At 67.7% G+C, this 12792-nt stretch carries 16 protein-coding genes; 14 read left to right on the forward strand and 2 right to left on the reverse strand.

Features of this window, described 5'->3' with window-relative positions; genetic code table 11:
- Positions 1-815 precede the first annotated feature (815 nt).
- Both ACQEUR_RS12690 and ACQEUR_RS12695 read left to right on the forward strand, forming a co-directional pair.
- Positions 816-977, forward strand: a complete 162-nt coding sequence (locus ACQEUR_RS12690) for an integrase (protein ID WP_433029740.1) — start codon at positions 816-818, stop codon at positions 975-977.
- Between the two features lie 1257 nt (positions 978-2234).
- On the forward strand, positions 2235-2648 hold the full coding sequence (locus ACQEUR_RS12695) for a hypothetical protein (protein ID WP_433029742.1): 414 nt from the start codon (positions 2235-2237) through the stop codon (positions 2646-2648).
- 301 nt (positions 2649-2949) lie between these two features.
- On the opposite strand, the gene ACQEUR_RS12700 is transcribed toward ACQEUR_RS12695, so the two are convergent.
- Together ACQEUR_RS12700 and ACQEUR_RS12705 are read right to left on the reverse strand one after the other, a co-directional pair.
- Positions 2950-3240, reverse strand: coding sequence for a hypothetical protein (locus ACQEUR_RS12700; RefSeq protein WP_433029744.1), 291 nt, complete (start codon positions 3238-3240; stop codon positions 2950-2952).
- Positions 3237-4070 carry a phosphoribosylaminoimidazolesuccinocarboxamide synthase gene (locus ACQEUR_RS12705; protein WP_433029746.1) on the reverse strand — a complete coding sequence of 278 codons (834 nt, stop codon included), beginning with the start codon at positions 4068-4070 and terminating at the stop codon, positions 3237-3239. The genes ACQEUR_RS12700 and ACQEUR_RS12705 overlap by 4 nt, the downstream gene beginning before the upstream one ends.
- 97 nt (positions 4071-4167) lie before the next feature.
- On the opposite strand from ACQEUR_RS12705, the gene ACQEUR_RS12710 reads away from it, so the two are divergent.
- From ACQEUR_RS12710 to ACQEUR_RS12765, 12 genes are all read left to right on the forward strand, one after another.
- Positions 4168-4914 (forward strand): GntR family transcriptional regulator, encoded by a 747-nt coding sequence (locus ACQEUR_RS12710; RefSeq protein ID WP_433029748.1) that lies wholly within the window; start codon positions 4168-4170, stop codon positions 4912-4914.
- A 387-nt stretch (positions 4915-5301) separates the two neighbouring features.
- Positions 5302-5937 (forward strand): GTP cyclohydrolase I, encoded by a 636-nt coding sequence (folE, locus tag ACQEUR_RS12715; RefSeq protein ID WP_433029751.1) that lies wholly within the window; start codon positions 5302-5304, stop codon positions 5935-5937.
- 32 nt (positions 5938-5969) lie between these two features.
- Entirely contained in the window at positions 5970-6659 is a 690-nt protein-coding gene (queC, locus tag ACQEUR_RS12720; protein ID WP_433029753.1) for a 7-cyano-7-deazaguanine synthase QueC, read from the forward strand.
- On the forward strand, positions 6659-7042 hold the full coding sequence (locus ACQEUR_RS12725) for a 6-pyruvoyl trahydropterin synthase family protein (protein ID WP_433029756.1): 384 nt from the start codon (positions 6659-6661) through the stop codon (positions 7040-7042). Before queC ends, ACQEUR_RS12725 begins: the two co-directional genes overlap by 1 nt.
- A complete protein-coding gene (locus tag ACQEUR_RS12730) occupies positions 7039-7749 on the forward strand; it encodes a 7-carboxy-7-deazaguanine synthase QueE (protein WP_433029758.1) in 711 nt (236 codons plus the stop codon). The genes ACQEUR_RS12725 and ACQEUR_RS12730 overlap by 4 nt, the downstream gene beginning before the upstream one ends.
- 202 nt (positions 7750-7951) lie before the next feature.
- Entirely contained in the window at positions 7952-8437 is a 486-nt protein-coding gene (locus ACQEUR_RS12735) for a formylglycine-generating enzyme family protein (protein WP_433029760.1), read from the forward strand.
- Positions 8434-8919, forward strand: coding sequence for a DUF6884 domain-containing protein (locus ACQEUR_RS12740; protein WP_433029762.1), 486 nt, complete (start codon positions 8434-8436; stop codon positions 8917-8919). The genes ACQEUR_RS12735 and ACQEUR_RS12740 overlap by 4 nt, the downstream gene beginning before the upstream one ends.
- Positions 8920-8951: 32 nt before the next feature.
- Positions 8952-9437 (forward strand): phosphoribosyltransferase, encoded by a 486-nt coding sequence (locus ACQEUR_RS12745; RefSeq protein WP_433029764.1) that lies wholly within the window; start codon positions 8952-8954, stop codon positions 9435-9437.
- A complete protein-coding gene (locus tag ACQEUR_RS12750; RefSeq protein ID WP_433029767.1) occupies positions 9377-10567 on the forward strand; it encodes a glycosyltransferase family 4 protein in 1191 nt (396 codons plus the stop codon). The genes ACQEUR_RS12745 and ACQEUR_RS12750 overlap by 61 nt, the downstream gene beginning before the upstream one ends.
- Entirely contained in the window at positions 10564-11262 is a 699-nt protein-coding gene (locus tag ACQEUR_RS12755) for a PIG-L deacetylase family protein (RefSeq protein ID WP_433029769.1), read from the forward strand. The genes ACQEUR_RS12750 and ACQEUR_RS12755 overlap by 4 nt, the downstream gene beginning before the upstream one ends.
- On the forward strand, positions 11262-11993 hold the full coding sequence (locus ACQEUR_RS12760) for a WbqC family protein (RefSeq protein ID WP_433029772.1): 732 nt from the start codon (positions 11262-11264) through the stop codon (positions 11991-11993). The genes ACQEUR_RS12755 and ACQEUR_RS12760 overlap by 1 nt, the downstream gene beginning before the upstream one ends.
- Positions 11990-12790 carry an RNA-directed DNA polymerase (Reverse transcriptase) gene (locus tag ACQEUR_RS12765; RefSeq protein WP_433029774.1) on the forward strand — a complete coding sequence of 267 codons (801 nt, stop codon included), beginning with the start codon at positions 11990-11992 and terminating at the stop codon, positions 12788-12790. The genes ACQEUR_RS12760 and ACQEUR_RS12765 overlap by 4 nt, the downstream gene beginning before the upstream one ends.
- The last annotated feature ends 2 nt before the right edge of the window (positions 12791-12792 follow it).

The raw sequence follows: 12792 nt of genomic DNA on the forward strand, positions 1-12792 counted from the left end.
TTAGCCGAGTTCGGCACGTCGACCCGGAACGTACACGCCAGAGCTGAGCGGGACTCGGCCACTGCCACCCCTGCCCCCACGCTAACCAGACCGAAAGCCGCAGCGCTGGTGATCAACGCCCGTGAAATCTTCCGCATGAAACCTCCCCAGTTGACAGTCTGCTGTTGTAGCGATAACGGTATCGATGCCTTTGTCCTATGGCGGAGAGCGCGCGGTGAAGGCAGCCGACCTGGAATTCACCTCCTTGATCAGAGTCGTCGCACAGTTGAGGACACTGGAATTCGGGTTTGCCCGGTCAGATACCCATGACGGAGCAGGTCGGCACCTGCTGATCACGCATGGGGACATTCGCTGTCGAAGGTTGGCCCTTATCACCCTGCGACTGACACACCAAAGCCATCGGTTGAGATCGAGATCGAGATCGACGCCCTCGTCCCTTTGCCCCGCCAGTTACCGTCGGTCCTCACTGTGCTACACCTGCATACGCCAGTCAACCCCTCCCGTTCATTGACTATGCGCGTCGCCACATCTGTCGGTCGTCCATATGCGACAGTCGATGCCTGACGTAGTTCGCTACGCAGTAAGCGAGCGCAGCCATTGCAGAACGGCCCGCGCCCCGGGGTGCTGCAAACAGCCCCCGGAACGGCCCGTAGCCTCGACCGCTACGCGCATCGCGGCATCGGCGGCGGCCCGCTGGCCCACCGCGACGGTGACGAGCGCTATCAGCCACTCGTCACGTAGCGCCGGATGCCGGCATTCTGGCGGACACGGCCCTGCACCCGCACGACCTCCGACACACGGACAGCACGTGGTCAGTGCAGAGCGGCGCGACGCTCCAGGAGCTGCTGGCCCGGATCGGCGACCCAAGCATCCGAGCCGCGATGATCTACCAGTACGGAACCCGTGACCGCGACCACACCATAGCGACGGCTCTAGACGCTCTGATCAAGGAGGCGAGAAGCACGACCGCTGCCTGATCTGGCACGGATCTGGCACGTAGAGGAATTCGACGCCCTAAGACAGTGGTAGCCCTGGTTCCTCGGGATCGCTCCCGACCAGGGCTACCGCCATGTCTTCCGCAAGGGTGGAGCCGAGGGGACTCGAACCCCTGACCCCCACACTGCCAGTAAGGTAACGATTCTGTCACGCCCTACCGGCCCGTACCGCCACGTATGCTGAGCAGCCAAAACTCTTCGCACCGAGTGCCGCCCAATGTCGCCACGTACCGACTGGTCAGGGTCATTTGATCTTGATGTGTGAGCGCACGCGTGAGCACGAAAAATGTGGGAACCTTCATGCCAGGCTGTCCACCGCTCCCAATGGCGCGAGTTAACTCGGCAGCGGTGGCTACAAGAAGCCGAGGAACTTGAGCAGCCGGAACGTACTCGGATCGGTCACGGCGAACACCCTGACCGCGAACTGGACGGGCCGCAGCCCAGTAAACGGAAAGATCCACTCCGGGCGAGCTGCCGAGATCATCTGCACCCCGACTGATCCACGATGGACCCATCCACGAAGCCTTACTCGCCCTCGCCACCTGCATCATTACCTATCGACACGTCACACAGCTTTGTTAGGACCTCTTAGGCGTGCGCCTGGCCAGCCTACTTAGAGATCAGTTCAGAATGATCGGACGGAGAGTCCGTCCGATCATTCTGAACTGATCTCTGAAGGCGCAGGGCGTTTGGAGTAGGCCGGGACGAGGTCGAGGCCGGCACGCACAGCGCTGCGGATTCTCTAGCCCTGCTCGCAGAGCAGGACGGCCAGCTCGCCGAGCGGATCCGACGGGAGGGCCTCTCCTAAGCCGACAGGGATCTTGGCCTTTACGAGGACGACGCCCGGATGTTCGAGTCGGCCGGCCGCCGAGACCGGGTCGGATTCCGGCTGGCGGGGTCGCAGGTTAGCCGCCGCCGTGAAGCCGTCCCAAATGCCCTGATGGGCGCCCCTTGATCAGCACGGGCGGCGGGCATGCGATGCGGCATCGCCCGGGGTGCCTACTCCTAGACCGGACCCGATAGTCAGCGGGTTACTGCGGCGCATCCGGTTCGTCGCTCTCGCCGAGGAGCAGGGGCACGTCGTATACCGACAGGTCCGGTCGTGGGCCTGGTGGCGGGGCGTTATTCGCCACCTGCTCTTCACCCCAGCCCGACAGAGCTCCTGAGATTTGAGTGCCGCTCGTGGGCCGCAAGCCTGGCCGCCGACCGCTCGGTCAGCGGCATGACAGGATGCTCGGCATGGGCGCTGCCGAGCAGAGCCACCGTTCGGTGCTGGCGATCAACGACTGCGGCCTGCTTCTCGTTCAGGACAATGTCGGCACCTGGCTGATTCAGGGTTCGGCCGACGGGTCGATCTACGCCGCCGGAGACCGACTGGTGTGGCTGTTGCCGTTACTGGAGCGCACCCTGACCGACGTCAGGGCGGCGTTGTCTCACGTGCCCCTGGCCGACACGCCGCTACCCGCCCTCGTGCGGTTCGCGCTCACCGCGTGGGGTGAGCACTGGCCGGCACTGGCACTCGGTTGGTTGGAGTCCGGCTGGCCGATCCGAGACCTGCTCGACGTGCTGGCCGATATGAAGGACTCGCCCGCACTCTCCCAGCCCCTTCGCCACCGAGCGCTTCGTCTGGCGCGCGCCGCGGCACAGACCTGACGGCCGGACAAGCCCGGATCTCGCTAAAGGCTCCGTAACGCTCGTACTGGTGGCACACGCCTACCTCGCCATCACCGCCGCCCACGCTCAAGGGACACCGATCCCGATCATGAAAAGCTCATCCCCCTTACCCTCGGTGAGGTCCGCCGTCTCTTGGCACACCTGATCGCCACCGCCCGACCGTTCGACCACATCCATCGATGGTCACGATGGCGACGCCGACACCAATACCGCGCCAAACAAGCCCACTACCAGCGAAGACACCGAACCAACCAGCTACGGCTGGAGTACTAGGTACTGTTCAGCGGAAATCGGGATCTGGGGCGTTGTCCCGAGCGACCGACGCCAGGCCACCCGCAGGCAGGATGCCGAACGCGCGCAGCATCATCCCTGCGGCCCCGGACGCCGTGCCGGCCCGGCCCGTGCCGGCCGGCAGCTCGGGGCGGAAGCCGCGGTCGCGCAGTAGAGCAGCAACCTCGCAGACGAGCTGCTCGGGGTCGTATGTCTGCAGTTGCTCTCCCCGCTCGTAGGCTCGGCGCAGCATCGCGCCCGAATCCATGTCCTCATGGTCGGTGGTCGGAATCAACGTCACCAGCGCTCCCCTGTGATTCGCTCATAGACCTCGATGTACCGTGCCCGTGTCGCCTCAACGATTTCCTCGGGCACCTGCGGCGCTGGCGGCGTCTTGTCCCAGCCCGTTCCGGCGGCCCAGTCCCGGACGAATTGCTTGTCGAGCGCGTGCTGTGCTCGCCCCGGCTGCCAGTCGGCAGCCGGCCAAAACCGCGACGAGTCCGACGTCAACAGCTCGTCGCCCAGAACCAACGTGCCGTCCGGCGTCAGCCCGAACTCCAGTTTTGTGTCCGCGATGATGACGCCTCGCTCAGCGGCGATGGCAGCACCTCGGCGATACACCTCCAGAGTGATCCGGCGCAGCTCGGTCGCGACGTCGCTCCCGATGCCCTCAACCACGTCATCGAACGTGATGAACTCGTCGTGGCCCGCCCCCGGGGCGGATTTCGTGGTGGGCGTGAAGATCGGCTTGGGGAGTCGAGAGCCCTCCAACAGTCCGGCCGGCAGTGGGACGCCCGACACCGCTCCGCCTGCTTCGTACTCCCGCAGTCCAAGGCCAGCCAGGTAACCACGCGCGATGCATTCGACCTGGATCATCTGCAGGCGTCGGCACCGCACCGCCCGCCCGGCCCACTCTGGTGGCACGTCGGTGCCGGAGACGACATGGTTCGGCACCAGGTCGGCGAGCTGCTCGAACCACCAGAGGGACAACGCGGTGAGCAGCTTGCCCTTGTCCGGGATCGGGGTGGGCAGCACCACGTCGTAGACCGAGACCCGGTCGGACGCCACGAGGATCACGTCTTCCCCGTCGACGTAGACATCCCTGACCTTGCCTTGATGCACTAGCTCCACGATTCTCCCTGCGCTGAGCTCTGGGACCTGCGACCCGTCCGGTTAGACGTCGTCCGTAGAGTGATGTTATAGAACGCGGAACGTGAACGGAGGGTCAGTGTCTCCAGAGGTGCAACGGCCGGTGCCGCCGTATCTCCAGATCTGTCAGCACTACAGGGATCTGATCCGGAGCGGCGAGTTGCGAGACGGGAGCCGGCTCCCCTCGGCGCGTCAACTGGTCGCGCAGTGGCATGTCGCGCACGCCACGGCCGCGAAGGTGCTGGCCACCCTCCGGGCCGAGGGTTTGGTGACGACCACGTCGGGTGGCGCGGGCGGGACCTTGGTTAGCGTTCGGGACGTCGGCCAATCCCCCCGGGACCGGGTGCTGTCGGTCCGCAGGTGGGGCCGCATCTACCCGCCCGGGGAGCACGCCCGCATCGTGGCTGCCGAGCTGGTCGACGCACCTGAGCACATAGCCGCAGCACTCGGCATCGAGTCCGGCTCGCTCGTTGTGCGGCGACATCGAGTGACGTACCGGGACGAGACTCCGGTGTCCGCGTCGACCAGCTGGTACGCAGGCGAGCTGGCCGAGTTGGCTCCTGGTTTGCTGTCCACCGATCGGCTCAAGCAGGGCACGCCTGGCTACATCGAACAGCAGACCGGCCGCGTGGCACGCCAGGGCCGCGACCAGTTCACCGCCGCGTTGGCTGACGCCGCCATCGCTGCCGACCTCCGCGTCGCCGAGCACAGCCCCGTCCTGATCGGCCGCAATTGGTACAGGGACGCCGATGGCGAGGTGCTGGAGTACGGCGAGTACGTCTCCACGCCTGAGCGCTGGCAGACGTACGAGTACGAGCTGGGGTAGCTGCACCCCTCCACAGATGCGCAGGGACGGGCATTCGCCCGTCCCTCGCTCTTTGTGCCGGCAGTTTGACAACAGGTATTGACCGCGTTCTAGCACGCGAACTACCGTTGAGCCACGTTCTAGAACGCGGCCGAGATCCGGCTCCGCCTGGTACCGGATCTAAGCCGCCGACACGCTGCTTCGACAAGCCGCTCCTCCACCCGGATCACCGCCCCATTGACGCCGCCCGGCGTCAATTCGTCTTCGCGCTCCGGCTCCTGAGCCCGCAGCGAGCCTGCGCGGGAACGCACACGGGGTTGTACCGCCGGCCCTGTATGTCACGGGCCAGGACCGGAGTCGAACCCGAACGGCTGCCCCCGTTGGGGCACCCTCACAGAGGAGGCCGACGTGCCAACCGCGGTAGAGACAGAGACAGCTGCCCCCCGTGCTGACGGCCGAAGTGACATCCCAACTCCAACCTCCGTTGACCCGCAGGCTGTGAAGCGCGCAGTCGCTGCCCTGCTGGACGCGCTCGGAGTCGCGCCGGGTAGCGAGGTGGCCGAGAATACGCCCCGCAGGGTGGCCATGGCCTTTGTGGAGATGCTGACGCCTCGGCCGTTTGACGCGACCATGTTTGAGACTGGCTCGGGGCAGCAGGATCTCGTGCTGGTCCGCGACGTCCCGTTCCGGTCGGTCTGTGCTCACCACTTGCTGCCGTTCGTCGGGGTTGCGCATCTTGGTTATCTGCCTGGCAACCGGATCCTGGGCGTGTCAAAGTTCGCCCGGGTCATCGACATGTTCGCCCGAAGATTGCAGATGCAGGAGATGCTCACCGGGCAGGTCGCTGACTGGCTGGAACGCGAACTAGGTGCCGGAGGCGTCGCGGTGATGCTCACCGCCGAGCATATGTGCATGACGGCTCGGGGTGTCCACGCGGCCGGCGCGCGGATGACGACTACCGCGTGGCGCGGCATCCTTCGGCAGGATCCAGCGGCCCGCGCCGAGTTCCTATCGCTGACCTGGGCGGGGGGTTCAGCCAGATGACGAGTCAAGCCGGGCTGGTTCGGTCCGATTTGGTGGCGCCGCGCCGCGCCGTTCAGGCCATCAGCGGTGGGCTCGACAGCACCGTCCTCGCCTACCTGCTCCGGGCCAGCGGCACCGAGTTGGTCCTCCTGTCGGCGGACTACGGGCAGCGGCATTCTCGCGAGTTGGCGTACGCCGCCGAAACTGCGAGGGCACTCGGCGCACGGCATCACCGGGTGGATCTGCGGGCGGTGGGGTCCCTGCTGGCAGGGTCGGCGCTGACTGATGCCCAGGTCGACGTGCCAGCCGGTCACTACACCGACGAATCGATGCGGTCGACGGTGGTCCCGAACCGCAACGCGCTGCTGCTCGACCTGGCGGTCGGCGTGGCGATCCCGGCAGGCGCTGACGCAGTGGTGTTCGGCGCACACGCAGGCGACCACGCGATCTACCCGGACTGCCGGCCCGCGTTCGTGCGGAAGTACTCGGCGATGGTGCTCGCCGGCAATCAGGGGTTCCTGCCCGCCGGGTTTCGGGTGCTGGCGCCGTTCATAGACGCTACGAAGGCGGACATCGTCACCATCGGCGCCGAGTTGGGGGTGCCGTTCGAAGACACCTGGTCGTGCTACCTGGGCGACGAGGTGCATTGCGGCCGTTGTGGGACCTGCGTGGAGCGGCGCGAGGCGTTCCATCTGGCGTGCATCCCTGACCCGACCGAGTACGAGGGAAGGCGGGTGGCCTGATGTACCGAATCGGGAAGACGTTCGGCTTCGAGGCGGCGCACAGATTGCCGCTGCCGCCGACCCACAAATGCTCCCGGCTGCACGGCCACTCGTACCGGGCCGAGGTAATCCTCGGCGCCGAGCAACTCGACGCGAACGGGTTCGTCATCGACTTCGGCGAGCTGGACCCGGTCAAGGCGTACCTGGCGGAGCAGCTCGACCACCGCGACCTCGGTGTTGTGGTGGCAGTGCCGTCCAGCGAGAACATCGCCCGCCACCTGTACGACTGGTGCACGAACGGCGGGCTGCTCCTTCCGAACCAGGTCCGAATCGAGGCGATCCGGGTCTCGGAGACGGAATCGACGTGGGCGGAGTACGGCCCTGATGAAAAGGGGCGACGATGACCGCCGCGACGGTGCGACCGCTCCTGGTTGCGGAGACGTTCACCTCAACCGTCCAGGGTGAGGGCCCATCCCTCGGCCAGCAGGCCACCTTCGTCCGGCTCTCCCGCTGCAACCTGTCCTGCCCACGATGCGACACCCCCTACACGTGGGACACCTCCCGGTACGACCTGCGCACCCAGAGCCGCCGCCTCTTACCGGCGGAGGTCACGGACTGGGTGCTGTCGACGTCAGCCGACCTGGTGGTGATCACCGGTGGTGAGCCGCTCCTACAGCAGGCGGGGGTGACGCCGGTCGTCGTCGCGTTGGCGCAGGCCGGGCGGCGGGTGGAAATCGAGACGAGCGGCACCGTCGTGCCCCGCGACGAACTTGCCGCCGCAGTGCGCGGGTTCAACGTTTCTCCCAAGCTCGCGTCCTTCGCCGCCCCGGCCGACATGATACGACGGATCAACCCTGCCGCGCTCGCCGCACTGACCGCCACAGGGAAGGCGGCGTTCAAGTTCGTCGCCACCAATATCAACGACCTCGACGAGATCAGCGAGCTGGTGGACCAGTTCGGACTCGCCCCGGTGTGGGTGATGCCGGAGGGCACCGACCCGACCGTGGTGTTGGACCGCATGCGACTCCTCGCAGGCCCGGTCATCGAGCGAGGGTGGAACCTAACGACCCGGCTGCACATCCTGCTGTGGGGTGATCTCCGTGGCCGCTGATCTGCGAGGGCCTGGGCAGGGCCGTCGTTTCCCCCCGACCGGCCCGCGCGTGTCGGGTAGCGGGCCATGTGCTGCGGTGGCGGGAATCGTTCCTGCTGCCCAGGTAACCGACAGCATAGCCGTTGGTGACTGGTGGTGGGTACCCGTCAGTGGCGGGCTGCTGCCGGGCAACCGGTGGCGGGCCCCGACGCAGGTCGCGGACATGCTGTGGTCACGCACGCCTGTCACGACCGGCGTGGCGACACGCCTAGGTGCCGCGCCCCCTGTCAGTGACCTCGACTGGCCCATGACGCGGCTGACGTGGACTCGGGCGTCGGCGGTGGCCGCGGCACTCGGGGGCCGGTTGCCGACCGACGCCGAGTGGGAGTGGATGGCCGGCGGCGGTGTACGCCGCTACCCGTGGGGTGACGTCGACCCGACGGCTCGGCACGCCAACCTTCGCGATCTCGGCCCCGGCCGGTCGACACCGGTTGGCGCGTATCCGGCAGGAGCGACTCCGGACGGGCTTCTTGACGTGGCCGGCAACGTTTGGGAGTGGACGGCGACGACTGTTCCCGGCGGTGGGGCGCTCGTCCGTGGCGGGTCGTACCAGTCAATCAGGCTTTATGCGAGATGCGGGTTCGGCAACGACATCCCGCAGTCGCTGTCTTCACGGGGGATCGGGCTCAGGGTGGTGCGGCCGGCATGAGCGGGATGGCTGCGCCGGCCGTCCAGGTCGGCAGTGCGACCCAGCGGCGACTGGTGATCGTCTGCTGCTGCGCCAAGAAGGCGGACACGCTCGTGCCGATCCCGGCGTTAGACCTCTACCAGGAGGGGCCCGTGCCGCAGTTACGGGCGCGGGTCGGGCACCGGCCGGACTTGCGGTCACGCATCCGGGTCCTGTCCGCCGAGCACGGGATCGTCGGGGCCGACACGCCCTTGCTGCCGTATGACCGACCGCTGGACATGGACCGGGCGGTCGTCCTGCGGCCGGCAGTGACCCGGGCTTTGTGGAGGGAGATGCACGTCAACGGCGTTCCTGAGGAGGTCCTCGTCGCCGTCGAACCGCTGTACCTGGTGCTGCTCGCGGACCTGCTCGCGGTACCCGGCGTCCGTATTAGGTGGATCACCGACCCGATGGCCGACTGGTCAGCGACGGAAAGTGTGTTGAAGGAGTGGGGATGGCAGTAAACCGCACGTTTGCGGGACAGCGGACGTGGCACATGTCCCGGCCGGCGTTCGACACCGCGGCTGAACTCATCGTTGAGGCGGAGGAACCGTACCGGCCTCAACTCGTCGTCGGTATCGAGCGCGGCGGTCGAGAACTGGCCGCGTTGGTCGCGGAACTGATGGCGGTGCCGCCCGGCTTCGTTCGCGCCCGCCACAACGACAGCGACGAGGTAGAGGTCCAAGCCACCGGCCAGGTGCATGTTGACATAGAGACGATCGAGCGACTGCCGCAGGCGGACCGGATTCTGGTGGTCGACGACATCTGCGGCAGCGGCGCCACCCTCCGCGCGGTGACAGCCGCCATCACCGGCCTGCGGGCACCGAGCGCCATCCGAACTGCCGTCCTCTGCCGCAACGCAGGCGCTGACTTCGCCCCCGACTGCTGGGTCTGGGACGTCTGCGACTGGGTCCACTTCCCATGGGAAAGGGACGCGGGCAGGCCCACCGAGCCGCTGCCGGTCCCCGAGCGGGTGCGTTAGCTGTGATCGTCGCCTTCGTGTTGCTCACCTACAGGCCCGACGCACCGGCGGGGATCGAACGTAGCATCGCAGCCCTCGCCGCAGGGCTTCGCGAACTCGGCCACGGCACTCTCATCGTGACGGGCACGGCGGTGACCGGCGCGGGACGCGATCGCACCGAGCCAGGAATGCTGCGGCTGCGAAGCGTACGCCTTCCCGATCCCGCGACTGAGGAGGATCTCCTCGCCGTCTTGGCTGATCCGGCGCCGGTCCGGGCCGAGGTCGTCGAGGTGTTGACACATTGGGGTGCCGACGTCGTCTGCTGGACGGACGCGACGTGGGGCCTCGGCTACCTCGCCCCTGCCCCGCCCGGGATACGGACCGCTCTGATGGTGCGGGTGCCGCGTGCCGACGGCCCGCTCCACAAGGCGCTGTCCCGCCCTCCGGACGTGGTCCTCACCAACAGCCGTTTCACGGCCGCCGAATGTGCCCGGCTGGGCAACGACACCGATCGTTGGGCAGTGGTTCCGAACGCGCTCATCGATCTCGGCATGCCGACGACGGAACTCGGTCGCGAGAGCCAACGACAGGCCGGGCCGGTCCGGGTGGTGGCCAGGGCCGAGCCGCACAAGGGGATTCGGGAGCTGATCGACGCGATGCCCAGCAACCTCGGCCGCCCGCTGGACGTGGTGCTCGCCGAGGCTGGCTTCGAGTACTGGCCAGGCATGCAGGCAGATGTGCTAGCCGAGTGCCGCCAGGCCGCCGGGGTCGCCACCGGTGAGGTCCGAATCCTTCCCCCGCTGTCCTGGCGCGACGTGTCGCCCTTCCTCGGCGGGGCGGCGTTGTCCGTCGTGGCGAGCACCAGCCCGGAGACGTTCGGCAACGCCGCAGCGGAGGCGCTGGCGGTCGGGACACCGGTCGTCGCCTACGACTTCGGGCATGTGCCGGAGCTGGTGGGCCCCGCCGGGAGCGTCGTCGACCGGTCGCTGGGACCAGACGGGTTGTGGGACGCCGCCCGTCGACTGCTCGGCGACCCGGTCGCCTACCGGCAGGCGTCCGCCGCCGGGCCGGCCCGGGTCGGTGGCCACACACCCGCCGTCGCGGCAGCAGCTTTCCTGGCCGCAATCGACCCTGCTGGAGGACGACGGTGAACCTTTCCAGCGCCCGCCTCGGCGATGTGGTCCTCGTAGTTGCTCCCCACCCTGACGACGAGACCCTCGGCGCTGGCGGCACCATCGCAAAACTCTCGGCCCACGGTGCCACCGTGCACGTTCTGGCCGTGACCTGCCGCACGAACGTGACCTGTCTCGGGGGAAGCGACCCGGGGCTGCGGGGCAAGGAGTTCGAGGTGGCCTGTGACGCGCTCGGAGTCGTCGGACGACGCCTCGCGTGGGTCGACACCGATCTGGCCGTGCACCCTCATCGGCATCCCCGCGAACTGGTCGAGCTGATCGAGTCAGGCACCGACATCTCGATCGCGAGCGTGCGCCCTGACGTGTTGCTCATCCCTGCCGGCAACGGCTTCCACCAAGACCACCACGCCGTGTATCGCGCGGGGCTGGCTGCGGCCCGGCTCGGCGGCACCGCCCAACGCGCGCCGCGAATCGTACTCGGCTACAGCGGCCCTGAGGAGCAGTGGACCGGCGACTTCAACCGGATGGTGTTTGTCGACACCAGCAGCACATGGGACGCCAAGCGGCGTGCACTTTCGGCGTACCAGTCCCAGCTGCGGCCGGCCCCGCACCCGCGCAGCATTGAGGTCATCTCGACCTTGGATGAGGCAACCGGCCTGCGGGTCGGGGCGCCCCGGGCGGAGGCGTTTGTCCCGTACCGGATGGTCTGCTAATGATGCGCCCAGCGATCCTCGTCGCGCACCAGCCGGCGTACCTGCCCTGGTCGGGGTACTTCGCCCGGCTGCTCGACGTCGACCGTCTCGTCCTGCTCGATCATGTGCAGTTCGCGGAGCGGGGGCGGCAGCACCGCAACGTCATCCTCGCACCGACCGGAGGAAAACTACGGCTCACCGTGCCGGTCCGCCGGCGGTTCGGCCAACCGATCAACGCGGTTCACATCGCCGATCAGCCGTGGGCGGTCAAGCACTGGCGGGCGATCGAACAGGCGTATCGGACCGCGCCGTTCTGGTCCATGTTCGGGCCACCCCTCACGTCGATCTACGAGCGGCCGTGGGCCCTGCTGGTCGACCTGAACATCGCCCTCACCCGATTCGTCCTCGACGCGCTCGGGCTGCCCGTCACCCTGCTGCGATCCTCTGGGATCAGGCCGGAGGGGGCAAAGACGGAGATGCTTGTCGACCTGTGTCGCCGGCTGGACGCCAACACCTTGCGCATCGGAATGGGCGGCTCCCGGAACTACCTGTGCCCGGACGTAATCACCCAGGCCGGGGTCACTGTCGAATGCGCCGCCTACACCCATCCCCCGTACCCACAGCGGCGGGGCCCGTTCACGCCGGATCTCGCCGCCATCGACTTGCTTCTCTGGTGTGGCCCCGACGGCGCACGGCAGGTGCTCCGCGACGGCAGCTACGTACACCCGTGGATCCCCGGTGACAGCCGATGAGTCATCCGGCCAGCCACACCCTGATGCCGCTGATTGCCGACCCCCGCCGGCTCAAGCAGGTTGCCCGTGCCCTGATGCGCCGGCCAACAACGCCGGGGGCCGACCAGATCACCTGGGCCGAATACCGGCGCGGCCTCGACAACCGCCTCAACACGCTCGCGGAACGGCTACACGCCGGCCAATGGCGACCGGGGCTGACGCAAGTCAGAAGCTGGCCGTCGTGGGGCAAAACGATGACCATCTGCGTCCCCACCGTCGAAGACCGTGTCGTTCACCGGGCAATCCGAACCGCGGTCGAACCGGTCCTGGACCAGGACGCCTACCCGCCATGGCTGTACGGCTGGCGGCCCCGCGCCGGTCGCCTGCACGCCGTCGCCGCCGCGGCGCGGCACCTCAACACCGGCCGGACCGCGGTTGCCGACCTCGACGTAGCCGCCGCCACTGTCGGCGCGACCAGCAGCGAACTGATCGACCAGCTGGCCCGCTGGGTCCACGACGGCGCCGTGCTCACGCTCGTGCGCAGGATCCTGGACGCTCTTCCCACGCCGCTGGCGCCCGGCGGCGGGCTGACGCCGATGCTCACCAACCTGCGGCTCATCCCGGTCGACGAGCAGCTCACTCAGCTGACGCTGATCCGGGTCACGGACAACTACACCGCCTTCTGCTGTAGCTGGCCTGAGGCCGAGGCTGCGGCCAGCCGCATCAGCGCCGCGCTCGCCGCCCGTGGGTTGCGAGCCAACCCAACCAAGTCGAAGGTGTGGCACCCGAACCCCGAGGACCTCTACCTCGCCGGATGAGC

The sequence above is a fragment of the Plantactinospora sp. CA-290183 genome (genome assembly GCF_050936375.1).
Lineage (GTDB): Bacteria > Actinomycetota > Actinomycetes > Mycobacteriales > Micromonosporaceae > Plantactinospora.

What these genes read in the sequence shown, in the direction of transcription:
- ACQEUR_RS12760 (WP_433029772.1), top strand. Translation starts at nt 11,262, where the DNA reads ATGATGCGCCCAGCGATCCTCGTCGCGCACCAGCCGGCGTACCTGCCC.
- ACQEUR_RS12730 (WP_433029758.1), top strand. Translation starts at nt 7,039, where the DNA reads ATGACCGCCGCGACGGTGCGACCGCTCCTGGTTGCGGAGACGTTCACC.
- ACQEUR_RS12745 (WP_433029764.1), top strand. Translation starts at nt 8,952, where the DNA reads ATGTCCCGGCCGGCGTTCGACACCGCGGCTGAACTCATCGTTGAGGCG.
- ACQEUR_RS12725 (WP_433029756.1), top strand. Translation starts at nt 6,659, where the DNA reads ATGTACCGAATCGGGAAGACGTTCGGCTTCGAGGCGGCGCACAGATTG.
- ACQEUR_RS12750 (WP_433029767.1), top strand. Translation starts at nt 9,377, where the DNA reads ATGGGAAAGGGACGCGGGCAGGCCCACCGAGCCGCTGCCGGTCCCCGA.
- ACQEUR_RS12765 (WP_433029774.1), top strand. Translation starts at nt 11,990, where the DNA reads ATGAGTCATCCGGCCAGCCACACCCTGATGCCGCTGATTGCCGACCCC.
- ACQEUR_RS12740 (WP_433029762.1), top strand. Translation starts at nt 8,434, where the DNA reads ATGAGCGGGATGGCTGCGCCGGCCGTCCAGGTCGGCAGTGCGACCCAG.
- ACQEUR_RS12695 (WP_433029742.1), top strand. Translation starts at nt 2,235, where the DNA reads ATGGGCGCTGCCGAGCAGAGCCACCGTTCGGTGCTGGCGATCAACGAC.
- ACQEUR_RS12735 (WP_433029760.1), top strand. Translation starts at nt 7,952, where the DNA reads ATGCTGTGGTCACGCACGCCTGTCACGACCGGCGTGGCGACACGCCTA.